Source organism: Microbispora sp. NPDC088329 (assembly GCF_040685655.1).
Taxonomy (GTDB): Bacteria; Actinomycetota; Actinomycetes; order Streptosporangiales; family Streptosporangiaceae; genus Microbispora.
In genome coordinates this window covers 234,778-258,635 of the sequence record NZ_JBFBIP010000010.1, presented here as the reverse complement: position 1 = coordinate 258,635, position 23,858 = coordinate 234,778, and the positions used below count along the sequence as shown (strand labels likewise).

General features: G+C 71.3%; 26 protein-coding genes. 12 read left to right on the top strand and 14 right to left on the bottom strand.

Translation table 11 applies throughout. The features are described 5' to 3' along the window. Positions 1–225: 225 nt before the first annotated feature. Positions 226–930: a TetR/AcrR family transcriptional regulator C-terminal domain-containing protein gene (locus tag AB0O28_RS21075; RefSeq protein WP_363642560.1), complete on the bottom strand. Its 705-nt coding sequence runs from the start codon at positions 928–930 to the stop codon at positions 226–228. Between the two features lie 109 nt (positions 931–1,039). On the opposite strand from AB0O28_RS21075, the gene AB0O28_RS21070 reads away from it, so the two are divergent. Beyond that, the gene (locus tag AB0O28_RS21070; RefSeq protein WP_363642558.1) at positions 1,040–2,473 is read left to right on the top strand and encodes an MFS transporter; all 1,434 of its coding nucleotides are present in this window, start codon (positions 1,040–1,042) and stop codon (positions 2,471–2,473) included. A 121-nt stretch (positions 2,474–2,594) separates the two neighbouring features. Here the strand turns inward: AB0O28_RS21070 and AB0O28_RS21065 are convergent, their stop codons facing one another. Then, entirely contained in the window at positions 2,595–3,545 is a 951-nt protein-coding gene (locus tag AB0O28_RS21065) for an AsnC family transcriptional regulator (RefSeq protein WP_363642556.1), read from the bottom strand. 81 nt (positions 3,546–3,626) lie between these two features. On the opposite strand from AB0O28_RS21065, the gene AB0O28_RS21060 reads away from it, so the two are divergent. Both AB0O28_RS21060 and AB0O28_RS21055 read left to right on the top strand, forming a co-directional pair. After that, entirely contained in the window at positions 3,627–4,490 is an 864-nt protein-coding gene (locus tag AB0O28_RS21060; protein ID WP_363642554.1) for an NAD(P)H-binding protein, read from the top strand. Beyond that, positions 4,487–5,533, top strand: a complete 1,047-nt coding sequence (locus tag AB0O28_RS21055; RefSeq protein ID WP_363642552.1) for an FAD-dependent monooxygenase — start codon at positions 4,487–4,489, stop codon at positions 5,531–5,533. Before AB0O28_RS21060 ends, AB0O28_RS21055 begins: the two co-directional genes overlap by 4 nt. Before the next feature lie 6 nt (positions 5,534–5,539). On the opposite strand, the gene AB0O28_RS21050 is transcribed toward AB0O28_RS21055, so the two are convergent. Both AB0O28_RS21050 and AB0O28_RS21045 read right to left on the bottom strand, forming a co-directional pair. Then, positions 5,540–6,523: a hypothetical protein gene (locus AB0O28_RS21050; protein WP_363642550.1), complete on the bottom strand. Its 984-nt coding sequence runs from the start codon at positions 6,521–6,523 to the stop codon at positions 5,540–5,542. Then, the gene (locus tag AB0O28_RS21045) at positions 6,520–7,068 is read right to left on the bottom strand and encodes an RNA polymerase sigma factor (protein ID WP_363642548.1); all 549 of its coding nucleotides are present in this window, start codon (positions 7,066–7,068) and stop codon (positions 6,520–6,522) included. The genes AB0O28_RS21050 and AB0O28_RS21045 overlap by 4 nt, the downstream gene beginning before the upstream one ends. Positions 7,069–7,187: 119 nt before the next feature. Here AB0O28_RS21045 and AB0O28_RS21040 point away from each other — a divergent pair, with 119 nt between their 5' ends. After that, on the top strand, positions 7,188–7,628 hold the full coding sequence (locus AB0O28_RS21040; RefSeq protein WP_363642546.1) for a sterol carrier family protein: 441 nt from the start codon (positions 7,188–7,190) through the stop codon (positions 7,626–7,628). Positions 7,629–7,641: 13 nt separating this feature from the next. Here AB0O28_RS21040 and AB0O28_RS21035 read toward each other — a convergent pair whose 3' ends face one another. Then, positions 7,642–8,082: a hypothetical protein gene (locus AB0O28_RS21035; protein WP_363642544.1), complete on the bottom strand. Its 441-nt coding sequence runs from the start codon at positions 8,080–8,082 to the stop codon at positions 7,642–7,644. A 192-nt stretch (positions 8,083–8,274) separates the two neighbouring features. On the opposite strand from AB0O28_RS21035, the gene purF reads away from it, so the two are divergent. Together purF and purM are read left to right on the top strand one after the other, a co-directional pair. Further along, positions 8,275–9,711, top strand: coding sequence for an amidophosphoribosyltransferase (purF, locus tag AB0O28_RS21030; protein ID WP_363642542.1), 1,437 nt, complete (start codon positions 8,275–8,277; stop codon positions 9,709–9,711). After that, complete coding sequence (purM, locus tag AB0O28_RS21025; protein ID WP_363642541.1) at positions 9,708–10,736, top strand: phosphoribosylformylglycinamidine cyclo-ligase; 1,029 nt, start codon at positions 9,708–9,710, stop codon at positions 10,734–10,736. Before purF ends, purM begins: the two co-directional genes overlap by 4 nt. Positions 10,737–11,003: 267 nt before the next feature. On the opposite strand, the gene AB0O28_RS21020 is transcribed toward purM, so the two are convergent. Both AB0O28_RS21020 and AB0O28_RS21015 read right to left on the bottom strand, forming a co-directional pair. Beyond that, positions 11,004–11,231: a DUF3073 domain-containing protein gene (locus AB0O28_RS21020; RefSeq protein ID WP_363642539.1), complete on the bottom strand. Its 228-nt coding sequence runs from the start codon at positions 11,229–11,231 to the stop codon at positions 11,004–11,006. 151 nt (positions 11,232–11,382) lie between these two features. After that, a complete protein-coding gene (locus tag AB0O28_RS21015) occupies positions 11,383–12,501 on the bottom strand; it encodes a Glu/Leu/Phe/Val dehydrogenase dimerization domain-containing protein (RefSeq protein WP_363642537.1) in 1,119 nt (372 codons plus the stop codon). Between the two features lie 134 nt (positions 12,502–12,635). Here AB0O28_RS21015 and AB0O28_RS21010 point away from each other — a divergent pair, with 134 nt between their 5' ends. Then, positions 12,636–13,502, top strand: a complete 867-nt coding sequence (locus AB0O28_RS21010; RefSeq protein ID WP_363642535.1) for a hypothetical protein — start codon at positions 12,636–12,638, stop codon at positions 13,500–13,502. A gap of 376 nt (positions 13,503–13,878) precedes the next feature. Then, positions 13,879–14,082, top strand: a complete 204-nt coding sequence (gene bldC, locus AB0O28_RS21005) for a developmental transcriptional regulator BldC (protein WP_013133571.1) — start codon at positions 13,879–13,881, stop codon at positions 14,080–14,082. Between the two features lie 222 nt (positions 14,083–14,304). Here bldC and AB0O28_RS21000 read toward each other — a convergent pair whose 3' ends face one another. Then, positions 14,305–14,985 (bottom strand): TetR/AcrR family transcriptional regulator, encoded by a 681-nt coding sequence (locus AB0O28_RS21000; protein ID WP_363642533.1) that lies wholly within the window; start codon positions 14,983–14,985, stop codon positions 14,305–14,307. A gap of 221 nt (positions 14,986–15,206) precedes the next feature. On the opposite strand from AB0O28_RS21000, the gene AB0O28_RS20995 reads away from it, so the two are divergent. The 4 genes from AB0O28_RS20995 (at position 15,207) to AB0O28_RS20980 (ending at position 19,327) form a co-directional block, all read left to right on the top strand. Beyond that, positions 15,207–16,310 carry a LacI family DNA-binding transcriptional regulator gene (locus tag AB0O28_RS20995; RefSeq protein ID WP_363642531.1) on the top strand — a complete coding sequence of 368 codons (1,104 nt, stop codon included), beginning with the start codon at positions 15,207–15,209 and terminating at the stop codon, positions 16,308–16,310. Positions 16,311–16,424: 114 nt separating this feature from the next. After that, entirely contained in the window at positions 16,425–16,691 is a 267-nt protein-coding gene (locus tag AB0O28_RS20990; protein ID WP_030508794.1) for a hypothetical protein, read from the top strand. Between the two features lie 66 nt (positions 16,692–16,757). Continuing rightward, positions 16,758–17,633 carry an N-acetylmuramoyl-L-alanine amidase gene (locus AB0O28_RS20985; protein ID WP_363642529.1) on the top strand — a complete coding sequence of 292 codons (876 nt, stop codon included), beginning with the start codon at positions 16,758–16,760 and terminating at the stop codon, positions 17,631–17,633. A gap of 53 nt (positions 17,634–17,686) precedes the next feature. Then, positions 17,687–19,327, top strand: a complete 1,641-nt coding sequence (locus AB0O28_RS20980; RefSeq protein WP_363642527.1) for a beta-N-acetylhexosaminidase — start codon at positions 17,687–17,689, stop codon at positions 19,325–19,327. Here AB0O28_RS20980 and AB0O28_RS20975 read toward each other — a convergent pair. From AB0O28_RS20975 to AB0O28_RS20950, 6 genes are all read right to left on the bottom strand, one after another. Then, the gene (locus AB0O28_RS20975; protein ID WP_363642526.1) at positions 19,298–20,416 is read right to left on the bottom strand and encodes a DUF4037 domain-containing protein; all 1,119 of its coding nucleotides are present in this window, start codon (positions 20,414–20,416) and stop codon (positions 19,298–19,300) included. The two genes, AB0O28_RS20980 and AB0O28_RS20975, sit on opposite strands and share 30 nt — an antisense overlap. 105 nt (positions 20,417–20,521) lie before the next feature. Beyond that, complete coding sequence (locus AB0O28_RS20970) at positions 20,522–20,992, bottom strand: hypothetical protein (protein ID WP_363642524.1); 471 nt, start codon at positions 20,990–20,992, stop codon at positions 20,522–20,524. A gap of 479 nt (positions 20,993–21,471) precedes the next feature. Then, positions 21,472–21,669 carry a cation transporter gene (locus tag AB0O28_RS20965; protein WP_363642522.1) on the bottom strand — a complete coding sequence of 66 codons (198 nt, stop codon included), beginning with the start codon at positions 21,667–21,669 and terminating at the stop codon, positions 21,472–21,474. A 28-nt stretch (positions 21,670–21,697) separates the two neighbouring features. Next, positions 21,698–22,750, bottom strand: a complete 1,053-nt coding sequence (locus AB0O28_RS20960) for a quinone-dependent dihydroorotate dehydrogenase (protein ID WP_363642520.1) — start codon at positions 22,748–22,750, stop codon at positions 21,698–21,700. Positions 22,751–22,771: 21 nt separating this feature from the next. Beyond that, the gene (locus AB0O28_RS20955) at positions 22,772–23,137 is read right to left on the bottom strand and encodes an STAS domain-containing protein (RefSeq protein ID WP_363642518.1); all 366 of its coding nucleotides are present in this window, start codon (positions 23,135–23,137) and stop codon (positions 22,772–22,774) included. After that, entirely contained in the window at positions 23,109–23,837 is a 729-nt protein-coding gene (locus tag AB0O28_RS20950) for a GAF and ANTAR domain-containing protein (RefSeq protein ID WP_363642516.1), read from the bottom strand. The genes AB0O28_RS20955 and AB0O28_RS20950 overlap by 29 nt, the downstream gene beginning before the upstream one ends. Between the last annotated feature and the right edge of the window lie 21 nt (positions 23,838–23,858).

Below are 23,858 nucleotides of genomic sequence, written 5' to 3'. Positions count from 1 at the left end.
CAGGACCGATCCAGCCAGAGCACCAGCCGTCATCAGGCCGATGGTGCGTCCGCCCGGCAACTTGATAGCCACGGGACTTCCCTCTCTATGGCACAACATGTGCGTGAATCAGAAGTTGTACACGTGATCCACGCGCCATGAGATATGAGGGTTGTCACGTCAAACATTACGTATGCGCATCTCCGCTCCCAGTAAGCACGAATGGTCAAAAAGTCCCCACGCTATTCATTTCCGTCCGTTGAGGTCCTTCTGCGTCGCGCTGCCCGGCGTCCTCTTCGCGGCCGTGGCCTCGACCCCGGACATCAGGAGATCCAGGCCGAACGCGTAGTAGGCGTCGAGGTCGGGCTCCTCCTCCGTGGCCTTGGCGTATTCGACGATCCGGGGAAACTCGTCGGCGGGGAACTGTTCCAGGCGCAGCCGCCTCTGCCGGCGCCACTCGGCCGCCTCCGCGGCGCTGAACACGCCGGGACAGCCGGGCTCGTTGTCGACCAGCGCCATCGCGCCGTGCAGCAGGTAAGTGGAGACGGCGAAACCCTCGGTCAGCGTGAACCCGGCCTGGGACAGCAGGTCGAGCGCGGTGTCGGTCGCCCGGGCGAAGTTGGGGAGCTCCTGCTTCTCGACCATCCCGAGCAGCCCCGGCATGTACCGGTGCCGCCGCATCACCCTGATCAGCGCCTCGACCATCGCCCGCAGCCGCACGTTCCACGGCGCGCCCGGGTCGAACTCGGCGGTGACCTCGGCCAGCAGATGGTCGGTGACGCAGACGAACAACTGGTCCTTGTTCTTGACGTGCCAGTAGAGGGCCATCGGGGTGACCCCGAGCTCCTGGGCGAGCCGCCGCACCGTGACCGACTCCAGGCTCTCGGCATCGGCCAGCTCCACGGCCTTCTCGACCAGACTCCGGCGGCTCAGCCGCTCCGTGTTCGCCATGGTCCGCAGCCTCCCTACCTCCTCGGGACTTGACAACTATACGCCGTACAAGGTCTCCTATGCACCGTACATGTACGCCGTACATGTACCTCGTACAAGAGGAGGACGCATGTCCGGACGATGGTGGGCGCTGGTCGCGGTGTCACTCGCGACTTTCATGACCTACCTGGACAACAACGTGGTCAACGTGGCCCTGCCGACGATCCAGCGGGACCTGGCGCTGACGATCTCCGGTCTGGAGTGGATCGTGAGCGCGTACATCCTGGTGTTCGCGGGCCTGCTGCTCGCCGGCGGACGGCTCGCGGACGTCTTCGGCCCCCGGACGGCGTTCTTCGGCGGCCTGGCGGTCTTCACGCTCGCGTCGGTGGCGGCGGGCCTAGCCGGGAGCCAGGAGACACTGATCGCCGCGCGGGCGGTGCAGGGACTCGGCGCGGCGCTCGTGACGCCGTCGACGCTCGCCCTGCTGCCACGGATCTTCCCCGACCCGCGCGAGCGGGCGACGGCCGTCGGCATCTGGAGCGCGGTCGGCGCCCTGGCACTGGCGATCGGCCCGCTCACCGGCGGGTTCCTCAGCGAGAACGCCGACTGGGGCTGGATCTTCCTCATCAACCTGCCCATCGGCGTGGTCGCGGCGGTGATCGGCCTGCGTTCGATCAGGGTCGAGCGGGCCGCGGCCGGGCGGGCGGCTCTCGACCTGCCGGGCCTGGCCACTTCGGCCGTGGCGTTGTTCGCCCTCACCTACGCGCTCATCGAGGGCGAGTCGCGTGGGTGGACCTCCGCGCCGATCCTCGGCGCGTTCGCGGTCTTCGCGGTGGCCGCCGTCGTGTTCCTGGTCGTCGAGGCCCGTACGGCACAGCCGATGATCGACCTCACGCTGTTCCGCGAGCGGGTCTTCAGCGGCGGCCTGCTGTCGATGGGCCTGTGGTCGTTCGGCGTCTTCGGCATCTACTTCTTCACCGCGCTCTACTTGCAGAGCGCGCTCGGGTTCTCTCCGACCGAGGCGGGCGCGGGTTTCGTGCCGATGGCGCTGCTCATGGCGGTGATCGCGAGCGTCTCGCCGCGGATCGCCGAGCGCTTCGGCAGCGCGGGCACCGTGGCCGTCGGCCTCGGCCTGATGGCGGTGGCCATCGGGGGGCTGTCGAGCGCGGGCGAGGGCTCCCACTACGGCGACCTGCTCCCCTGGTTCCTGCTGTACGGCGCGGGCGCCGGCCTGCTCGTCCCGCTGACCAACGTGGTGCTGAACGCGATGCCTCCCGCGCGGGCCGGCGTGGCCTCGGGTGTGCTCAACGTCTCCCGCGAGGTCTTCGGCCTGCTCGGCATCACGATCCTGGGTGCGATCCTGAGCGCCAGGCAGAGCGCGATCGGCGGCGCTCCGCTGCACGCCTTCCTGGAGGCCTACCGCTTCACGCTGCTGGTCGCGGCGGCGATCGTGCTGGTCGGCGTCCCGGTCAGCGTGTTCTCCCTACGCCGCACCCGGGTCGCCGCCGAACCCGTCACGCCCGCCGAGCCCAGCGCCCCCGCTGTGGCCGAGCCCGTCGCCTGACTCCCGGGGCCCAGGGCAACGCGGGGCAGGGCAATGGGGATCCAGGGCAACGCGGGTCCGGAACAACGCGGGTCCAGCGCCACAGGGGTTCAGGGCCACGGGGGTTCAGCGCAGCAGGGGATCAGAACAGCAGGGCGCCGGCCCGCTTGAGGGTGCGGATCACCGGGGCGGTCTCCACCTCGCGCACTCCGTCGAGCGTCGCCACCCGCTCCGTGAGGTAGCGGTAGAGGGCCCGGGTGTCACGGCAGGTCACCGCTGCCATGAGATTGGTCGCGCCCGTGGTGGCGGCCACCATGTCGGCTTCGGCGTGCGCGGCCATGGCCGCGCCGACCGCGGTCAGCGCCCGCGGCTCGACCTTCATCCACAACCATGCCTCGGCGTGGTAGCCGAGCGCCTGGGCGGGGATCTCGACGTCGAAGCGCAGCGCGCCGCCGCCGCACAGTTGCTCCAGCCGGCGGCGGGCCGTGGTCTGCGAGCACCCGGCCGCGGCCGCCAGTTCGCCAAAGCCGGCCCGGCCGTCCCGGGCCAGCACCCGCAGCAGGGCACGATCCTCGCCGCTCAGGGCGATCTCGCACTCGTCCGTGTGATCCGGGCGCAGGCATGCGGCCTGCTCGTCCGTGAGGACAGGTGCCCGGCTGCGCCAACCGGCGAACATGTGCAGCGTGGCGTGGGCCGACATCGAGACGACGCGCGGAGTCCTGGGCAGCTTCTTCAGCAGCAGGTCGTCTCCTTCCCCGCCGGCCCGGACCCCGCAGGCGATCTCCGTGCCGCCGGACAGCAGCCGCACCCAGACGGTGTCCTCCCGCCGGGCCAGCGCCTCGGCCACCGGCCCGGCGGCGTCCGGCGTGCACAACAGACGCACTCCCCAGGAGGTCTGCCCGAAGCGGGTGCCGTCGAGCATGCCGACCACGCGCAGGAGCCCCTCGGATCGCAGCCTGCGATAGCGGCGCGCGATGGTGTGCTCGGAAGCGCCGACGACCTCGGCGATCCGGCGGAAGGAGGCTCTGCCGTCGATCTGGAGCGCGTGCACGAGAGCACGGTCGACGTCGTCCAGCACGCTGTTTTTCGCCATATTTCTTAGTTTCGCGCGGCTTTTCGCCGCCGGGCCGTCGCCGGACTGCGGGCGCTGCCGCTTCGAGGCGATCGTGGGCGCATGAGCACTTACCTGGTTTTCGGTGGCACGGGAAACGTCGGACGGCGGGTCGTGGAGCGGCTCGCCCGGGCAGGCGCAGCCGTACGGGCGACCAGCCGCCGCCCGCGAACCGCCCGCCTCCCCACGGGCGTCGAGGTCGTCACTCCGGACCTGGACGCTCCCGGCGCTCTGGACGGTGTCGAGGCGGCGTTCCTGATGTGGCCGTTCCATTCGGCCGAACCGGCCCGGTCCGTCGTCGACGCGCTCAAGCGCCACGCCCGCCGGGTCGTCTTCATGACGGGCGGCGACGCACGCCCCGGGGTGGCTCCCGAGCTGCAGCCCACCGCGGTCGCCCGCTGGCACGCCGCCGTGGAACACCTGATCGAGCAGTCCGGCATGGAGTGGACGATCCTGAGCCCCAGCACCTTCATGGCCAACACCCTGTGGTGGAGCGAGCAGATCAAGGCCGGAGACGTCGTGCGAGGCGCCTACGGATCACTCAGGACGGTGCCGATCCACGAGGACGACATCGCGGCGGTGGCCGTACGCGCCCTGACGGAGGACGGGCACGCCGGGCGCCGCTACGCGCTCACCGGACCCGAGGTCCTCACGCAGGAAGAGCAGGTGCGGATCATCGGCGAGGCGATCGGGCGGCCGCTGCGCTGGCACGAGCTGACGCGGGAGGAGGAACGCGCCAGGCTATTGGCCGCCCCCGGTTTCCCCGACGACTTCGTGGACGAACTGCTCGACGGATACGCCACGCTGGTCACCGCCCCGGCACCCGCCGTCACCACTGCCATTCAGGTGATCACCGGTGCCCCGGCCGCACCGCTGGCTGCGTGGGCCGCCGAGCACGCCAGCGACTTCGGTGGTGCCCCACGATGAGAGTGATCGTCATCGGAGCCGGTCTCGGCGGCCTGGCCCTGGCCAACGGACTGCGCGGGACCGGCATGGACGTGGCCGTCTACGAACGCGACGCCTCGCCCGTGATCCGCCGGCAGGGATACCGCCTTCATCTCGGCGACGTGGGCATCGACGCGCTGGCATCCGTGCTCGCGCCGGAGCGCTGGGCCGCGTTCGTGGCCGCGGCCCACCCGCCCAAGCCGCGGTTCGTGCGTTTCGACCCGGCACTGCGGGTGCTGGAGGAGCACGATTTCGGCGGCAGGCACCTGTCGGTCGACCGGCAGGAGTTGCGTGACACCCTGCTGGCCGACGTGGAGCGGCTGGTCACGTATGGCAGGCGCCTCACCGCCTTCCAGGTGGAGGCCGGGCAGGTGGCCGCGTGTTTCGACGACGGCACCACCACTACCGGCGATGTGCTGGTGGGCGCCGACGGCGTGAACTCCGCCGTCCGCCGGCAGTACCTACCCCATGCCCGCGTCGTCGGCACCGGCCTCACCCAGCTCTACGGCAAGATCCAGCGAGAGTCGGCCGAGGACCTGGACCACGTGTTCAGCGCGGTCACCGGGCCCCGCCACCGGGTGGTGGGCATCGCCCTCACCCGCGACTACGCCACCTTCTCCTTCAGCGCCCGCACGGAGGACCTGCCGCCGGAGCCGCACCTGCTCAGATCCCTCGTCGCGGAGACGACGCACGGCTGGCATCCCCGCATCCGGCGGATGCTCACCGAGTGGCACGACGTCTTCCCGCTCGAACTGCGCACCAGCGTTCCGATCACCCCCTGGGACACCACCCGCGTCACGCTGCTCGGCGACGCGGCCCACGCGATGAGCCCGGCGGCGGGGGCCGGGGCCAACCTCGCCCTCCGGGACGCCGCGAGCCTCGCCGCCGCTCTCGCGAGCGGCCGTCCCCTGATCCCGGAACTGCGGTGGTACGAGCGCGAGATGATCGACTCCGGCTTCGCCGCGGTCCGCGCATCCGCCGACAACGGCGCCCGGGTCCTCGGTCAGGACCCGCTCCCGGGCTGAGAGGTTCTACTCCTTGATCACGTTGTCGCGAGAACCGCCGTCGTAGACCGGGTTCCAGTCGAGGTGCTCCTTGGTGACGAGCAGGCGGATCAGTCTGGACTTCCGGGTGGACTCCTGCGCCTCCCAGACGGTCCAGTCCTTCCCGACGGGAATGTCCTGTTTATGCGGATCAATGGCAAAGCCACCGAGATTCCGCGGGTTGGGCTCGATGATCGCATAGGTGACCTTCAGCCCGCGCTTCTCGATCTCCGGCACGACCTCGCCCACCGTCTTCTCGTCCACCCGATATCCGGCGAGCGAGCGGCCTTTCTCGGTCGCCAGACGATAGGCGACGATCTCCGGCGGCGCGCTCCTCATCCGGTCGTCGGGCACGAGCACGCACGGCTTCACCGGGTCCTCCATGAGGATCGTGCTGGTGGTGCTTCCCCCGTCGGGCCAGGCCGTGAGGGTCCAGACGAAGGTCTGGCCGGGCTTGAACAGGCGGGTGTCGATCCGCATCTGCCAGCTGTTCTTCTCCCCCGGGATGTTCGTCGGCGGGTCGTAGAGGCCCTGGGGGATGTCCTCCACGTAGGTGGCGCGCGGCTCCCGGCACTTCTGCCCCGGAGGCGCGTAGTCGACGATGGCGGGGACCCCCAGGTCACGCAGCTGCTTCGTCAGCCCGGCGACGTCGCGGAAGTCTCGGACCTTGACCCACACGACCCCGTGGGAGTCCTTGGTCACGGCGTAGGAGGGCGTGGTGAGGGTGCCGTTGTCGAGCAGGCCCGGGCCGACGACGATGCCCGCGGCGGCCACGGCGGCGGCCGCCAGGCCCAGAACCAGCCTGCGTGGGCCGCGGCGCCTCGCACGCGTGGGCACGGCCGCGCCGCCGCCGGGCGGCTCGGCCGTGATCGAGGCGAGCAACGCCCGCGCCCCCGCATCTGACGGACGGCCGCCCGGCGCACCGGGCTCGACCCGGGCCAGCGGCCCGAACATCGCTTCGACGTCCTTCACAGTGACCTCCCCAGTGGCGCCAGCCGACCATGTGACGTGAGAGGGACGCCCGCCTCGGCGAGCGCCCGGGAAAAGCGCCTTCGGGCGCGGTAGAGCCGGATGCGTACGGCGTTGCGCGACAGGCCGAGCGCGGTGGCGATCTCCTCGCGCTCCAGTCCCTCCCACGCGACCAGCGACAGCAACTCGCGGTCGTCGTCGGACAGGCTCCGGAAGGCCTCGCCGATCGCGGACAGCTCGACCCCGCTCTCGGGAGAGGCCGCGTACAGGTCGGCCAGCTCGGCGTCCAGCTCGGCGGTGCGGGCCTGGCGGCGCACCTCGCCCCGGCGGTGGTTGGCCACCACGTTGCGGGCCACGCCGTACAACCACAGGACGGCCTCGTCGCCCTCGGGTAAGTCGTCCACCCGCCGCCAGGCGACGGTGTAGACCTCGGCCACCACGTCGGCCGCGTCCTGCGGCGAGTCGCAGCGGCGCGCGGCGTACGCCGTGAGCCGGCCGTACGTCTCCCGGTAGACGGCCTCGAACCTGGCCGACGGTTCGTCATCCACGGGCGGTCCCAATGATCGGCCCCCTTGCCGGTGCTCCTACGGACACCCCTCTCATGTACGGAGACCGCCCATCATTTCCCGCGAGATCGAGCGGGGGCCGAATCCGGGACAATGGGCCGGTGCCGGCACGCAGACTCGACCCAGGGAAGATCAGAGAGGCGCTCGACGCCCAGCTCGCCGATCTCGGACGGCCGCCGTTCGACGGTCCCGAGAGCGCCGCCGGCGACGCGTGCGCGCTGGCCGTGCTCGACGCCTACGAGGCCGGGCTCACGCCGCTGAGGGCCGCCGCCCGCGCCGCCGTACGGCACCTGCTGGAGGACCTGGCCGCGCGGGCGCCGGGACGGTCGGTGGAGGTGCGGGTCCCCCCGCACGCCGCGGTGCAGTGCGTGGAGGGGCCCCGGCACACGCGGGGCACGCCGCCCAACGTCATCGAGACCGACCCCCGCACCTGGCTCGAACTGGCCACCGGCCGGCTGTCGTGGGCCGACGCCACCGCCGCCGGGAAGATCGCGGCCAGCGGCTCCCGGGCCGACCTGTCCGCGCTGCTGCCGCTCTGGTGAACCCCGCCCGGGGTCACCGGAATCCGGAGAGCTTGTTCTGCACGCAGCGCTGCGCGTCCTCCTGTGTGGGGTAGAGCCGGCGGTCGAAGCACTCGCCGACGTGCCTGGTCGTGAACCAGTTGTAGAGCGCCACGCTCACGATCAGGGCCAGCAGCAGGGTCAGCGCGCTCAGCACCACCCCTCCGACCGCCCTGCGCCGGTTGGAGTTCCTGGCGATCGCCACGATGCCGAGGACGAGCCCGACGATCGCCACGAGCGTGCCGACGCCGCAGACCAGCAGCAGGACGATCGAACAGATTCCGAGCACCAGCGCGGCCGTCCCGAGCCCGCCGCCCGGCTGTGGCCCCCAGGGGCCGCCGGGAGGTCCGCCGGGTGCCGGGGGCGGCGGCAGCGGCCCCCCGTACGGCGGCTGCCCGTAGGGAGGCGGGCGCCCGGGGTCGTCGGGTGTCGCCACGATGATCCTCCCTACCGATCCTGGGCCATATCTTGTGGCCTGATCCGATTCTTAGGGGCTGTCCGAAAGCCCAGATTCCCCCGGATTCCTCGTGTGAGCAGGGACGACACGGCAAAGGGCGGGTGATGCTTGCGGCGCCTGACGGGCATGCGCGGGTTTGAGCAGCGCCAACGCCCAAATAGACTCGACTACGTGTTGAAGGGCGACGGCCGGCTGGGCCATGACCTCGACCCCCAGGACCGCGCTCCGAAGGACGCCTGTGGCGTCTTCGGTGTATGGGCGCCCGGGGAGGACGTCTCCAAACTCACCTACTACGGCCTCTACGCACTGCAGCACCGCGGGCAGGAGTCCGCGGGCATCGCGGTCAGCGAGGGCAGCCGCATCCTCGTCTACAAGGACATGGGCCTGGTGGCTCAGGTCTTCGACGAGTCGATCCTCGGCACCCTGCGGGGGCACCTGTCCATCGGGCACTGCCGCTACTCCACGACCGGATCGAGCGTCTGGGAGAACGCGCAGCCCACGCTGAGCTCCACCGACGGCGGCGGGCTGGCGCTCGCCCACAACGGCAACCTGATCAACACCGCGCACCTCGCCGAACGGCTCGCGCCCGGCTCCACCCGCGCGACCACCGACACCGAGGTGCTCACCGCGCTGCTCGCGCAGGACGCCTCGCGCCCGGTCGAGGACGTGGCGGCCGAGCTGCTCCCGGAGGTCAAGGGCGCCTACTCGCTCGTCTGGATGAACGAGACGACGCTGTTCGCCGCCCGCGACCCGCAGGGCATCCGCCCGCTGGTGCTGGGCCGGCTGGAGCGCGGCTGGGTGGTCGCCTCCGAGACCGCGGCACTCGACATCGTCGGCGCGTCGTTCATCCGCGAGATCGAGCCCGGCGAACTGCTCACCATCGACGAGCGCGGGGTCCGTTCGCGCCGCTTCGCGCCGGCCGAGCCCAAGGGCTGCCTGTTCGAGTACGTCTACCTCGCCCGCCCCGACACCACCATCGCCGGGCGCGGCGTGCAGTCCACCCGGGTCGAGGTCGGCCGCGTGCTGGCCCGCGAGCACCCGGTGGACGCCGACCTCGTCATCCCCACGCCCGAGTCCGGCACGCCCGCCGCCATCGGCTACGCCGAGCAGAGCGGCATCCCGTACGGCCAGGGCCTGGTGAAGAACTCCTACGTCGGCCGGACGTTCATCCAGCCGTCGCAGACGATCCGCCAGCTCGGCATCCGCCTCAAGCTCAACCCGCTGCGCGAGGTCATCGAGGGCAAGCGTCTTGTGGTCGTGGACGACTCGATCGTCCGCGGCAACACCCAGCGGGCCATCGTGAAGATGCTGCGCGAGGCCGGGGCGACCGAGGTCCACGTCCGGATCTCCTCGCCTCCGGTCTCCTGGCCGTGCTTCTACGGCATCGACTTCGCCACCCGCGCGGAGCTGATCGCCGGGTCGCTGTCGGTCGAGGAGATCCGCTCCTCGCTCGGGGCCGACTCCCTCGGGTACATCTCTCTTGAGGGGCTCACCCGCGCGACGACACTGCCGGCCGACCGGCTCTGCCGCGCGTGCTTCACCGGTGAGTACCCCATTCCGATCGAGGACGACAGGGTGGGCAAATTCGTGCTGGAGGCTCAGCGATGACCAGCTACGCCGCCGCCGGCGTCGACATCGAGGCCGGCGACCGCGCGGTCGAGCTGATGAAGTCGCGGGTCGCGCGCTCCCGGCGCCCGGAGGTCGTGGACGACGCCAGCGGCTTCGCCGGGCTCTTCGACGCCTCGGCGTTCCTGCGCTACCGCCGGCCGCTGCTGGCCACGTCCACCGACGGTGTGGGCACCAAGGTCATGCTGGCCCAGCAGCTCGGCAAGCACGACACGATCGGCATCGACCTCGTCGGCATGGTCGTGGACGACCTCGTGGTCTGCGGGGCCGAGCCGCTGTTCATGACCGACTACATCGCCTGCGGCAAGGTCGTGCCCGAGCGGATCGCCGACATCGTGGGCGGCGTGGCCGAGGGCTGCCGGCTCGCGGGCTGCGCGCTGGTCGGCGGGGAGACCGCCGAGCACCCCGGCGCGATGGGTCCCGACGAGTACGACCTCGCGGGCGCCGGCACCGGGGTCGTCGAGGCGGACGAGATGCTCGGCCCCGACCGGGTCGTGCCGGGGGACGTGGTCCTCGGGCTGGCCTCCAGCGGCGTCCACTCCAACGGCTACTCGCTGGTCAGGCATGTGATCAAGACCGCCGGGCTGGGCCTGGAGCGGGAGCTGCCCGAGCTGGGCCGTACGCTCGGCGAGGAACTGCTCGAGCCCACCCGCGTCTATTCGCTCGACTGCCTGGCGCTCATCCGGGAGACCGAGGTGCACGCCCTGGCCCACATCACCGGCGGCGGGCTCGCGGCCAACCTGGCCAGGTCCCTGCCCGGCACGGTGGACGCCCTTCTCGACCGGAACTCCTGGACGCCGCCCGCGATCTTCGAGGTGCTGGCCGGGCACGGCGGCGTGCCCCAGGAGGAGATGGACAAGACGTTCAACCTCGGCGTGGGCATGTGCGCGATCGTCCCGGCGGAGCAGGCCGACAAGGCACTCGCCCTGCTCGCCGCTCGCGGGCTGCCCGCCTGGGTGCTGGGCGAGATCGTTCCCGGCGAGGGACGGGCGCTGTTCCGCCGGTGATCTGGTTCACGAGGCGAGCCCGGTGAATCGAGCCGGGTGAACCCTTCCGGCCGGTCGTGGCCCTCCGCCCACGGCCGGCCGCGGCGAACAGGCATCCGCCGGCCGGGACATGTCACGGTTCACCGGCGGCCGCAGTGGCGACGGCAGGCTCACGCCGGGACACCGCCCCGGCCGTTGTCACCGTCGGAGGCGAGGGTCGCCGGACACGTGAGAGAACCCGGCGGGTATGTCACCCGCCGGGTCACTCACTTGGCGATCAGAACCGAGTCAACGACGCCCACGGCGGTCATCGCCGTCGTCGTCGTCGACGGTCGCGTAATCGGCGTAGCGATCAGCCAACTCGTCGTAAGGGTCATGCTCGTCACTGTGGCCGGAATCGTCGGCGTCCACGACTCCGAGCTCCGCGCGCAGGCGCTCAAGATCCGTGCCGCCGCTGTTGTACTTCAGCTGACGGGCGACCTTGACCTGCTTGGCCTTGGCTCGGCCGCGCCCCATTGGCTCGACCCCCTCATGCGGGGTCGTGCCCGACCCCTCGTCACTAACGCACCGCGCACCGACGCCACCTGACTTCAGGCGTCAGTCTCTCGTTCGCTTATTACCGTACCTGGTTTGTGCGCCGCTCGGTACGTCGTACGAGCGGCGGCGGTCAGCGCCGGAGCCAAATACCCCTTAGCCGACCGATCTCCGACATTCTTCGCTCCGCCAGCCTATCCGCTGCGACGGCGGGAGGGACGCCTTCCTCGTCGGCCGACCTGAAGATTCTCAAGGTCGTGTCGAAGATCTTCGCCGCCCGGGCGCGGGCCCGGTCCATGTCGAAGCCCTCGATCTCGTCGGCCACCTGGATGACCCCGCCGGAGTTCACCACGTAGTCCGGGGCGTACAGGATGCCCCGCTCGGCGAGCTGCTTCTCGACGCCGGGGTGGGCGAGCTGGTTGTTCGCCCCGCCACAGACGATCTTCGCCTTGAGCCGGGGGACGGTCTCGTCGTCCAGCGCGCCGCCGAGAGCGCAGGGCGCGTACACGTCGATGTCGGACGCCGCGAGCGTGGCGGCGTCGGGCACGGCCTCGACGGCGGGGTGACGCTGCCGCACCCGTTCGACGGCCCGCTCGTCGACGTCGCAGACGACGACCTCGGCTCCGTCCTCGATCAGGTGGTCGACCAGGCGGCGGCCGACCTTGCCGACCCCCTCGACCCCGACCCGCCTGCCGCTCAGGGAGGAGACGCCGTACACGTGGTCGGCGGCGGCCCGCATCCCCTGGAACACGCCGAAGGCGGTGAGGATGGAGGAGTCCCCGGCGCCGCCGTGCGCCTGCGTGCGGCCGGTGACGTAGGAGCACTCGCGCGCCACCACGTCCATGTCCTCGCTGTAGGTGCCCACGTCACAGGCGGTGTAGTAGCGCCCGCCCAGCGACTGGACGAACCTGCCGTAGGCCCGCAGCAGGGCCTCGCTCTTGTCGGTCGCGGGGTCGCCGATGATGACGGCCTTGGCGCCGCCGTGGTCGAGGCCGGCCAGCGCGTTCTTGTACGCCATGGCCCGGGAGAGGTTGAGCACGTCGGCGAGGGCGGCCTGCTCGCTTTCGTAGGGATAGAACCGGGTGCCGCCGAGCCCCGGTCCGAGGGCGGTGCTGTAGACCGCGATGATGGCGTACAGGCCGCTGCGCTCATCCGAACAGAACACGACCTGCTCGTGTCGCACCGGCTGGACGGGGTTCGCGTCGCCGCCGGAGCTGGGATCCTTGTGGGACAGCCCGAAAACGTCGGTCACGATGGTGACTCCTGATCGTGTACGCCGCCTCGTTGCGGCGATCGGCCTTCAGCTTATCCGATGCACCCGAGAAACGATCTTGAAATCGGAGGCCGGTGCTGCACATGCGCCGGGCGACGTGGCACGATTCTGGTGTGCTCCCCTACGCCGCCTATCTCCGTGTGTACGAGCCGCTGACCGCTTTCGCCCCTCAGGATCAGGCTCGGTGGGCCCGATACGCCGAGTCGCGCGACCGGCCACGCCGAGCGGGCGCGCTCGAGGTCGAACACGGCGAGGCGGTCCGCCGTCTGCTGCCGGTCCCACCGCTGCCCGCACCCGAGCGGGAGAGCCCCAACGCGTACCTGCGCAGGGTGGAGGAGACGCTGTACGTCTGCCCCTGGCAGAGCAGGCTGCGGTCGTGGCTGGCGTTCGCGTCGTTCCGCGGAAGCGTCCCGGTCAAGCTCGCCTCGCGGTTCGTCCCCCAGGCGATCGCGGAACAGACCGCCGACGACTTCGACCGGTTCAAGCGCGGGGAGCCGTCCCTGCGCACCCACATCCGCACGAGCACCTGGCAGGTGCCGATCTCGTGGTTCGTGCCGTTCGACTCGGCGGAGCGCTGGCTCGTGCTGGGCTCCGAGCAGCCCGCGGAGCCCAGCGGGCAGACCACCGCCGCGCCGCCGCGGAACATGCTGTACGTCACCTCGATGGCGCAGGCCCGCCGCCGGGTGGCCCGGGCGCTGGTGGTGATCCGCAGGCACGTCGGGCAGGTCGCGGCGCTCACCGAGGTCGAAGAGGTGGGCCGCTGGCTGGAGGAGTTCCACCCCCACTCGCTGGTGGAGCTCGACTACGGCGGCCTCGTCCATCTGATGGACGACCGGACCCTTCAGGGCGACCAGTCCGTGGCCGAGGTGGCGACGGCCCTCGCGGGTTTGGACAACGGTCAGGAAGAACTTGCCTTCGCGATGTATCAGCGGGTGATTGTCCGCTGGAGGTCGATCCGCGCCCTCGAATCGGCAAATTGACGGTCATCAGGAGGCCCTGACCTGCCGATTCGGGTCATGACATAGTCGATCTCACATCTACGAACTGAGTAGTTTGCCGTTTTCACTGCGATACCACGAAACGTGTCGCTAGAATCACCGAGCGTGACATCAACCCGTGGTCGAGGCGTTGTTCCCAGAGGGCTCGCCAATCGCACTACGTGGCTGTATGGTCACATCGGGTGATGCCGTAAATGGTCCTAGAAACCGCACGTTTTGGATCATTGAAGGACATCCGTGACAGTGCCGCGACCGACGAGTTTCGACGCGACGAGGCGGAGATCGGCGGGAGGGGCACTTGCGCCAGACAAGTCGCAGGATCGCTGTCGGCGGTCCACACGGAGGAGAGGCCGCACAAATGTCAGCTCGTACACCCGAGGCCGAGCCACTGCTCACCCCGGCGGAGGTCGCCACGATGTTCCGCGTCGACCCCAAGACCGTCACCCGGTGGGCGAAGGCGGGCAAGTTGACGTCCATCCGCACCCTCGGCGGTCACCGGCGGTACCGGGAGACCGAGGTCCGGGCACTGCTCGCGGGGATTCCGCAGCAGCGGTCCGAGTAGGACGTGGCCGTCACACCAGGGGGGAACAACGGCGCGCTCGCGTCGGGGATGTGAGCGCGTCCGCCATCGCATACAGCGAGGGGACCGTACTGCCTGCGGATGTCCGAAGAGGCGTCGGTCACCCTTCGGGATGGAGACATCTCCCGTGACCGCTACGGGTCATGGGAGAGATCTGGGGTCGGCGCCGCCCGCCCGGCGCCTCCCCACGTGAACGCCTTGGGGTCAGGGAACGGTCTCACGGTTCGTGGCGGGCAACAGGGTCTCCAGCAGCACCCGCACTCCGGGATCGTGCCCGCTCGCCGCCCGCAGGAGCGCGACCATCTGGTCCACGAGCAAGCGCTCCAACTCGGCCCGCGTCATGTCGCGGTGCTCCAGCCAGTCGAGGCCGGCCGTCTCCACCGAGGCGACCCAGGACCTCAGCGTGACGCGTAACGCCGGACCGGGCGCGGTGACCCCCATCTGGTGCACGATCATGCGCAGCATGCGCTCCCGCACCCCGTCGACGATCTCACCGATCTCCCCGGCACGGTTGGCCGGGCCTCCCCTGAGCAACGCGGCGAAACCGGCCGCGTGCTCCTCGACGAAGTCGAAGTAACGCGTCAGACCCGAGCTGAGCTGCTCCAGCGGCCCGCCCTCGCCCTGGGGCTGTAACCGCGCCCGCAGCTCGGCCGCCGCACTGCGCAGGGCCGCCACATAGAGCTCCTGCTTGCCCCCGAAGTAGTGGTAGACGAGCGCCCTCGACGCGCCCGCGGAAGCCGCTACATCGTCGATCGAGACGTCCTCGGCGTCGTGCCTGCTGAACAGCTCGAGCGCGGCGGCGATGAGCTCTTCCCGCCGCCGGTCGACACTGAGCCTGCGGCGCGCCGGCCGTGCACCGTCTGCCGCTTGGCGTGTGGCACCCACACCCGCACCCTAGCGAATCGGCCTCCCAAGAGGGGGACGGGCCGGACCAAGGGTTCTCCCCGCGATCCCCTCCCGGCTCCGCCGCCCTACCCATGGTCCGGCTAACCTTCCCAACGCCCGATTAGAGGAAGGATCCTGTCTTACCGCGATCAACCCGTACCCTCGGGGCAACTCGATCGTTTGGTGTGTCAGGTGCACGTCCACGCATCGTGGGGAGAACCATGTCAGGACCGTCCATGCAGACCACTGCCCGGAAAGACGTCGGGGTCGAGATCCCCGCCGGCGGACTGTCCGATGGGTTCAGCCCACGGCCCCGTCCGACGATCCGCAACGTGGCGGAACGGGCAGGAGTCTCCAAATCGCTGGTGTCTCTCGTGCTGCGGGGCTCCCCGCATGTGAGCGAACACCGCAGGGAGGCGGTCCTCCAGGCCGCCCGGGAGCTCGGCTACCGCCCGAACGCGGTCGCCCGCAGCCTGGTCGAGGGGCGGACCCACCTGGTGGGCGCGCTCGTGGCCGATCTGCACAACCCGTTCTACGCGGAGTTCCTCGACGGCCTGCAGGAGAGCCTGCACGGCGACGGACTGCGGCTGCTGATCGGCAGCGGCCGCTGGGACCCGGCGTTCGAGGACGAGGCCGTCGAGGCCTTCCTGGAGCTGCGGGTGGACGGACTGGTCCTGCTCGGGGTCGCGCCGTCCAGCGACACACTGGCCGAGGCCGCGGCCTACACCCCGACCGTGGTGGTGGGCGAGCGCGACGTCGAACTCGAGGGCGTGGACATCGTCGTCGACGACGATCAGCTCGGCGCCCGCTTCGCCGTCGACCACCTCGTGGAGCTCGGTCACCGGCGCATCGCCCATATCGAGGGCGCCCCGTCGTCGGCCGCCCGCTGCCGCTGCGAGGGTTATCTGGTGGCCATGCGCCGCCACGCGCTGGCGCCGTACATCATGGTGGAGCACGGCGACTTCAGCGAGGAGGGCGGCCGGCGCGCCGCCTTGGAGCTGCTGAAGCGCGAGCCCCGGCCGACGGCGATCTTCGCGGCGAACGACATCGTGGCCATGGGCGTGCTGACCGCGGCGAGCGAGCTGGGACTGCGGGTGCCCGAGGACCTGTCGGTCGTCGGATACGACAACACCCACCTCGCGTCCGTCACCCACATCTCGCTGACCAGCGTGGACCAGCCCCGGCGGGCCATGGGCCGCTCGGCGGCGGCGCTGCTGAGCGACCGCATCACCGAGCCGGGCAAGACGGCCCGGCTACGGCAGGTGAGCCCGCAGCTCGTCGTACGGCGCAGCACCGGGCCTGCTCCAAGTGGTGCCCAAAGCTAGGTCAACCACCGACGTGTCCCCTCGCGGCCGGTGTTGACTTCAGCCGTGGCGCCGGCCCCCGGCGGGTCGCGGAAGGGCTGCCCGCGGGCCGGCGACCGGGATTCGGGGGGATTCATGCGTGATCCTGAGTTGGTCTCCTGCGCTCAGCGGGCCGCCGGCGAACTGGAGCGGGCCTGGGCGCACTGGAGGGAGAGCCGTGGGCTCGGCAGCGAGGACGTCGCCGAGTCGGTGGCGAGCTACGTCGCCCATTCGATCGACCACCCCTGGGGACGGCCCCGCGTGGTGCTGGGCCTCGACGCCGAGGACGCCCGTGAGCTGGCCGCTCTCCTGCACCGGCAGGAGGTTCCCGAGCCGGCGTGGGCGGCCAGGTTTCCGGCATAACGGTCTGATCACGACTCCGGTCCGGTTAGGTTGGGAAGACCACGCCTCCGGAAGGGGATTTCGACTGTGATCAGACGACCACTCGCCGCCGCAGCCCTGGCCCTGTGCGGGGTCGGAGCCGTCGCCTGCGGCGGCGCTGAGGTCTCCGGCACGGGGGACTCCGCCCCCGCCGCCTCGCCCCGGCTCGGACGGCCGGCCGCGACCCAGGAGCAGGCGGACGCCTCCGGGGCGACCGCCCCGACCACGCGTACGGCCTCCTCCGAGACGGAGGCCCTGCCCCTGACCGGGAAGACCGTGGTGATCGACCCGGGCCACAACGGCGGCAACTTCCGCCACACCAAAGAGATCAACCGGCTGGTCGACATCTCCAACCAGAAGAAGGCCTGCGACACGACCGGCACGTCGACGAACGACGGCTACACCGAGGCGGCCTTCACCTGGGACGTGTCCAACAAGCTCGCCAAGCTGCTGAAGGCCCAGGGGGCCAAGGTCAGGCTCACCCGGACGAGCAGCACCCCGTGGGGTCCCTGCATCAACGAGCGGGCCGCCGTCGGAAACAAGGCCCACGCGGACGCGGCGATCTCCATTCACGGCGACGGCGCGGCGGGCAACCTCCGCGGGTTCCACATCATCATGCCGAAGAAGATCGGCGGGCCGGTCGACCGGGTCGTGAAGGACTCGGCGCGGCTCGGCAAGGACGTGCGGGACGCCTTCCACGACGGCACCGGCCTGCCGTACTCGACCTACATCGGCAAGGACGCGTTGAACTACCGCAGCGACCTCGGCGGGCTCAACCTGTCGACGGTTCCGAAGATCTTCATCGAGTGCGGCAACATGCGCAACGCCAAGGACGCCGCCAGGTTCAAGGACCCCGCGTTCCGCGCCACGATGGCCGAGGCGCTGGCCGACGGCCTGGAGAACTACCTCACCTCCGCCCGCTGACCGGACGTCATGAGGATGGCGGGGGCGCCGGTGGGGTTGGCATCATCGGCGGCATGGACCACCTGCTTCCGCTGCCGAGGCTGACCGAGACGGGCTCCGGGTCCGCCGAGATCGCGCCGGGCGCCGCCGTGTCGGGCCCGGCGGCGCTCATCGACGCCGTACGGCTCGCGCTCCCCGTGCTCGACCTGAGGCCAGGCGACGCCGCCACGGCGGCCGTGCGGGTGGAGGAGGACCCCCGGCTCGGGCCCGAGGCGTACGCGCTGACGATCGCGAGCGACGGAGCGCGCGTCACGGCCGGAGGCCGCGCGGGTGCCTTCTACGCCGGGCAGACGCTGCGGCAGCTCCTGCCGGCCGAGGCGTTCCGGTCGGCTCTTCCGCCCGGGACGTCCTGGACGGTCCCCTGCGGGCGGGTGGAGGACGCGCCGGGGTTCTCCTGGCGCGGGGCACACCTCGACGTGGCGCGCAGCTTCCTGCCCAAGCGGGAGGTGCTGCGGATGATCGACCTGATGGCGTCGCACAAGCTGAACCGGCTGCACCTCCACCTGGCCGACGACCAGGGCTGGCGGGTGGAGAGCAGGGCGTTCCCCCTGCTGCACGAGGTGGGCTCGCACCGTCCGCGGACCATCACCAGCCGCAAGGGGGAGGAACTCGCCTTCGACGGCGTCCCTCACGGCGGCTACTACACGCTCGCCGATCTGACCGAGATCGCGGCATACGCCCGGGCGCGGGCCGTCGTCGTCGTGCCGGAGATCGACGTGCCGGGGCACGCCTCCGCCGTGCTGGCCGCCTATCCCGCCCTGGCCTCCCGGCCGCAGCAGCGCTACGAGGTGCTGGACCGGTGGGGCATCTCGTCGGCGATCCTGTCTCCGCTTCCGGCGACCGTCGACTTCCTGACCACCGTGATCGCCGAGATCTCCGGCGCGCTGGGCGACGTGCCGTACTTCCACCTCGGGGGCGACGAGTGCGTGCTCGACGACTGGGCGGCGTCGGACGAGATCTCGGCGTACCAGGCCTCGCTGGGCCTGGAGAGCACGGGCGACCTGCACGCGTGGTTCCTGCGGCGGCTCGCCGACGCGCTGGCCGAGCGCGGCAGCCGCGCGGTGGTGTGGGACGAGGCGTTCGTCAGCGGCCGGCTGCGTCCGGACACCGTCGTCATGCCGTGGCGCGGCGAGCACGTCGCCCGCCGGGCCGCGGCGGCGGGACACGACGTGGTGGCCACGCCGGTCTTCCCGATGTACTTCGACTACGCCGAGGCCGCCTCGCCCGACGAGCCCGCCGGGCTGGGCGACGCGATCACCGTGGCCGATGTGGCGGCCTTCGCACCCGCGCCGTCCGAATGGCCGCAGGAGGAGCGGGCCCGGGTGATCGGCGTCCAGTTCCAGCTCTGGAGCGAGCGCATCCCGGACGGCCGTACGCTCGACTACCGCGCCTGGCCCCGCGGCTGCGCGGCGGCCGAGGTCGCCTGGACCGGCGGCCCGGCCGCGCCCGGCGACTTCTTCCGCCGTCTCGACGCGCACCTGGCGCGGCTGGACGCCTTCGGCGTGGAGTATCGCCCGTTGTCCGGCCCCCGGCCCTGGCAGCGCGGCGGCACCGGATGGCGCCGTCACCGCCCGGGCGCCGTCACCGTGCAGGAGGTGATGCGCCACCTGCACGAGCTCAGCCTGTCAGCCGACTCCACCCGGCCCAGCATGTGACGCCGCGCCTGCGAGGCGCCGTACGCGGTCGCGGTCGCACAGCACGTCGGTGCTGTCGACGTACTGGTCCACCGCGCCGGTCAGCGGCAACCGCCGCACCTCCGGATCGGCGATGGTCTCCAGCAGCGCCTCGGCGAAGCGCTCGGCGCGCAGCACACGATAGGGCCGGTCGTGGTACGGCCGGGTGCCCGGGTCGACGGGTGGAGTGAGGCCCAGGTCGTTGTGCAGGGCCGCGACGGCCTCGTACGCGGTGGCGAGGTGACGCTCACGCTCCCGCCAGGCCGTCGCCGACATGGCCGCGGCGAGGACGGGCCCCAGGCCGGGGCCGCACGGCAGCGTGGCGAAGGCGCTGCCCAGCCACTTGCCGTACGGCGGATAGCGGCGGTGCATGAGCAGGGTGAGCCGCATGAGGTCCCGCACGAGGCGGGCGCAGGTGACCGCCGAGCCCAGTTCGTCGCCGGCCTCGCCGCACCGGCCGACGAACGCCTCCTCCTGGGCGATCCGCCGCCACTGACAGGCCAGGACGTGGCGCCAGACGTCGCCGGGATACCAGGCGAGACGCCGTCGGACGGGCAGGAGCAGGCCCAGGCCGTCGTGGAAGACCTCCCCCGCCGTGATCTCCGCGAGCGTCTGGGTGGGTGTCGCCAGCCAGTCGGCCAGGCCGATGTCCGCGGCCGGGTCGAACCCGAGGTGCCCGGTGAGCCACGCGGTCAGGCCGGCCACCTCCACACCGTGCCGGATCGGCCCGTCCGCCGTCTCCATGCGCCGGGTGCCGTCGTCCCCGGGCGGGCCGAAGCTCGTGGGATAGCCGAGGAAGCTCGGCGGCAGGCTCCCGGCGAGCGCGGCGTCCACGGCCTCGCCGTGGACGGCGATGTCCTCCGCGGTCAGGAACAGCTGCAGCCGCGGGCCCCAGTCGTGGTCGGTGGACCGCTCGGTGTCGTATCCGAGCACCTCCGAACCCGGGCCGACGAGGGCCGCCGTGTGTGCGAGGCCGCCGAAGCGCCGGGCCAGCAGCGGTGCGACCGCCTCAAGGTAGAACCGCCGTGACAGCTCCAGCCCGCGCACGTGCCCGTCTCCCATGACGGACATCCTCCGCAGGCTCCGTCGCGCGGGGCAACCGGCTTTCCGCCGCCGCGTGCCCGGAAAGGCTCGCGGACGCCGGTGGAGACGCGGTGGGCAGTGGCGGGCGGGGTGTCACGCGCCGTCGAGGACCTCGGCGACGATGGCAGCGGCGATCTTCTCGGTGTCCAGGCCCTGGTGGGCGTCGATGACCTCGCGGATTCTCGTCGTCAGGAGCAGGTCGGCCTGCGCGGCGTCGCCGATGTGGCGCGCGGCCACCGCGACGGCGGCGGCGAACTCGTAGGCCTCGGCCGGGCCGAGGCCCTGCGGGTCGGTCTCGACGAGGACGCGGGCGCCGTTCCTCGGTGAGACGCGGACCTTCCACCGGCCGGACGGGCCGGCGACCGACAGGGACTCCTTCCGCAGGGCCGGCGGGAACAGGACGACGGCCACGCGCCCCGCCGCGGCGAGGACGCGCTCGGCGAGCCTGCGGACGTCCTTCTTGGCGACGACGATCCTCCCGGAGCGGTTGATGATGCTCACGGAATCACCGCTGTCGGCCACGGCGATTCGCTCGCCGTCGGCCTGGTCGTAGATGGCGCTCATGCGTGGGGGGTGCTCGCTTAGCAGTTTTGTCGGGGCGGGCCGCCAGGCTATGCCCATGCATGATCTCGTATCTGCGACGGACATGATCACGATTTGCCTCACCCGGAGCGGAAATCGCGGCGGGTGGCCGGTGTGATCGCGTCCGAGCGGTTCAGCCTCCGGCCGAGCACGGAGGAGTGGCGGCGAGCCTGGATCGCCCGCGGCGAGCTGCGCGACCAGAGGTTCGAGCTGCCGGCGGGAGCGTGAGCCCGCCGGACTGCGCCCACTGGATATGGGGCCGCAGGCTCCCACCAGCCCTCCGCGAGGAGCTGTTCGAGGCGCTCAGGGACACATCCAGAGATACATGCCCTGGTTGAGCCGTACGGCGGTGCGGGCCAGGTCACGCAGGGCCGTGACCCGCTCGACCTCGAACTCGTCGAGCAGTTCCTCCTCGGCGTACCCGCGCAGGGCCCGGCGTGACCGATGGGCGCGGCCGGGGCTCAGACGAGCGTGTAGCCGGCTTCCTCGACGGCCTTGCGCACGGCGTCTTCGGCGACGTCGCCGGAGACGTCGAGGCGGCCGCTGCCGAGGTCGACCTCGACGCCGGTGACGCCGGGGACCTCGCCGACCTCCTCCTTCACCGAGCTCACGCAGTGGCCGCAGGTCATGCCCTGCACGGTGTAGGTCTTGACGCTCATGGAGCTCTCCATATCGGGAGAAGGGAACTCATGCGGTGCGGCCGACGATCTCGCCGACCGAGCGGTAGCCGTGCCGCCGCAGCCGGCGGGCGAGCTGGCGGTTGATCCGCGACGGCCACAGGGGGCCCTCGTAGATCAGGCCGGTGTAGCCCTGCACGAGGGTGGCGCCGGCCAGCAGCCGCTCCCAGACGTCGTCGACGTCCTCCACGCCGCCGACGGAGACGAGCGTGAGCCGGTCGCCGGCCTTCTGGCGCAGGCGCCGCAGCACCTCCAGCGAGCGGGCCTTGAGCGGCTGTCCGGACAGGCCGCCCGCCTCGGTGCTCGCGACACCCTCGCGGCTGATCGTGGTGTTGGTCGCGATGACGCCCGCCAGCCCGAGGTCGGTGGCGAGCTCGGCCACGGCGTCCACGTCCTCGTCCGCCAGGTCCGGCGCGATCTTCACGAGCAGCGGGGTCCGCCCGGCCGCCTCCTTGACCGCCGACAGCAGCGGCCGCAGGCGGTCCACGGCCTGCAGGTCGCGCAGGCCCGGCGTGTTGGGCGAGCTCACGTTGACCACGAGATAGTCGGCGAGCGGCGCGAGCCTGCGGGCGCTGTCCACGTAGTCGCGGGCGGCCTCGGACTCGGGCACGATCTTGGTCTTGCCGATGTTGACGCCGACCACGGCCGGAATGTGCCGCACCCTGCGCAGCCGCTTCGCCGCGGCCGCCGCCCCGGCGTTGTTGAAGCCCATCCGGTTGATGATCGCCCGGCTCTCGGGCAGGCGGAACAGCCGGGGCCGGGGGTTGCCTGGCTGGGCGTGCGCGGTGATCGTGCCGACCTCGACGTAGCCGAATCCGAGCGCCGTCAGCGGCTCGGCGCACCCGGCGTCCTTGTCGAACCCGGCGGCGAGCCCGAACGGCGAGGCGAAGTGGACGCCGAACGCCTGGACGCGCAGCGACTCCGCCCTCGGCGCGAGCAGCCGGTGCAGCAGCCGCACGAGGGGCGGGAACATCCCGAGCAGGCGGAGCAGCCTGATCGTGACGTGGTGGACGGTCTCCGCGTCGAGGCGGCTCAGGACCTGCGTGAACACGAGTCGATACATCACGGCAAGACTATCGGCCGGTCAGTTCGGCCGTGGGCGGGCCTCGGCCGTCGGCTCGGGCAGCGGCACGTGCGACGCCGTACGGATCGACAGCCCGGCGTCGAAGCCCAGCAGCCGCAGCAGCCGCACCACCTGCGGAACGGGCTGGACGAAGGTCAGCGCGCCGCCCCACTCCCGTACGCGCGCGTCGGCCCACAGGAGACTCCGCGCGCCCGCGCAGTCGAGGAAGCCGACCCCGGCCAGGTCGACCTCGACGTGGCCGGGCCCGTAGGTCCCCAGCACCTGCCGCAGGCAGGCACGGAACTCCGGCGCCCCCGACACGTCGAGGTCGCCGTTGACCGCCATCCGGATGCCGGCCTCAGCCGACGTGGTCTGGATTCGCAACATTCCTCGGGCCCTGCTCGCCCAGCAGCTCCGCCGCGAGCTCCGATACCTTCCGTCTGCTGTCCCTGGCCTGCTTGCGCAGCCCGGTGAACGCCTGCGACGCCGTCAGATCGTGCTTGCCCATGAGATAGCCGATGGCCCGCTCGATCACGACCCGGTAGTCCAGGGCGTACTGCAGCTGGTCGGCCAGCACCGCCTTCTCATCCGCCTCCATCGACGCCACGAGGACCTGCTCGATCACGTGGGCGTACGCGTGGAGGGCCTGGGTGTCGGACTCCTGCCACTCGTGCGGCGCGTCCTGGTAGACGTTGAGGGTGCCCACGGGCACGCCGCCGAGCCGGATCGGCACTCCCGCCACCCCGCGCACCTCGGGGTGCAGCAGTTCACGCAGGGCCGGCCACCGCCGGTCGGCCCGCACGTCGACCGTCGTCACCGCGGTGTCGCCCACGTACGCCGCCACGCACGGGCCCTGGCCCGTCACCGCCTGAGCACGCTCGAGGCTGCGGCCGCGCTCGTCGGTGGCGAAGAGGTAGCGGAGCGTACGGTCCTCCTCCGCGAACATCAGACCGGCGCCGGAGTATCCGAAAAGCCGGTCGACCACTTGGACGATGCGCTCAAGGTGGTGCACGATCCCGGTCGCCGCCCTGTCCTTCTGCAGACGTCTCAGGCTGGCGACTAGAGCCTCAGGATCGATATGGGTCATTCCGTATCCTCTCGTGAACCT

Bases quoted from the DNA above. Each gene is read 5' to 3' on its own strand.
- AB0O28_RS21075 (WP_363642560.1), bottom strand. From the start codon at position 930: ATGGCGAACACGGAGCGGCTGAGCCGCCGGAGTCTGGTCGAGAAGGCC.
- AB0O28_RS21070 (WP_363642558.1), top strand. From the start codon at position 1,040: ATGTCCGGACGATGGTGGGCGCTGGTCGCGGTGTCACTCGCGACTTTC.
- AB0O28_RS21065 (WP_363642556.1), bottom strand. From the start codon at position 3,545: ATGGCGAAAAACAGCGTGCTGGACGACGTCGACCGTGCTCTCGTGCAC.
- AB0O28_RS21060 (WP_363642554.1), top strand. From the start codon at position 3,627: ATGAGCACTTACCTGGTTTTCGGTGGCACGGGAAACGTCGGACGGCGG.
- AB0O28_RS21055 (WP_363642552.1), top strand. From the start codon at position 4,487: ATGAGAGTGATCGTCATCGGAGCCGGTCTCGGCGGCCTGGCCCTGGCC.
- purM (WP_363642541.1), top strand. From the start codon at position 9,708: ATGACCAGCTACGCCGCCGCCGGCGTCGACATCGAGGCCGGCGACCGC.
- AB0O28_RS21020 (WP_363642539.1), bottom strand. From the start codon at position 11,231: ATGGGGCGCGGCCGAGCCAAGGCCAAGCAGGTCAAGGTCGCCCGTCAG.
- bldC (WP_013133571.1), top strand. From the start codon at position 13,879: ATGTCAGCTCGTACACCCGAGGCCGAGCCACTGCTCACCCCGGCGGAG.
- AB0O28_RS20995 (WP_363642531.1), top strand. From the start codon at position 15,207: ATGTCAGGACCGTCCATGCAGACCACTGCCCGGAAAGACGTCGGGGTC.
- AB0O28_RS20990 (WP_030508794.1), top strand. From the start codon at position 16,425: ATGCGTGATCCTGAGTTGGTCTCCTGCGCTCAGCGGGCCGCCGGCGAA.
- AB0O28_RS20980 (WP_363642527.1), top strand. From the start codon at position 17,687: ATGGACCACCTGCTTCCGCTGCCGAGGCTGACCGAGACGGGCTCCGGG.
- AB0O28_RS20975 (WP_363642526.1), bottom strand. From the start codon at position 20,416: ATGTCCGTCATGGGAGACGGGCACGTGCGCGGGCTGGAGCTGTCACGG.
- AB0O28_RS20970 (WP_363642524.1), bottom strand. From the start codon at position 20,992: ATGAGCGCCATCTACGACCAGGCCGACGGCGAGCGAATCGCCGTGGCC.
- AB0O28_RS20965 (WP_363642522.1), bottom strand. From the start codon at position 21,669: ATGAGCGTCAAGACCTACACCGTGCAGGGCATGACCTGCGGCCACTGC.
- AB0O28_RS20960 (WP_363642520.1), bottom strand. From the start codon at position 22,750: ATGTATCGACTCGTGTTCACGCAGGTCCTGAGCCGCCTCGACGCGGAG.
- AB0O28_RS20955 (WP_363642518.1), bottom strand. From the start codon at position 23,137: ATGTTGCGAATCCAGACCACGTCGGCTGAGGCCGGCATCCGGATGGCG.
- AB0O28_RS20950 (WP_363642516.1), bottom strand. From the start codon at position 23,837: ATGACCCATATCGATCCTGAGGCTCTAGTCGCCAGCCTGAGACGTCTG.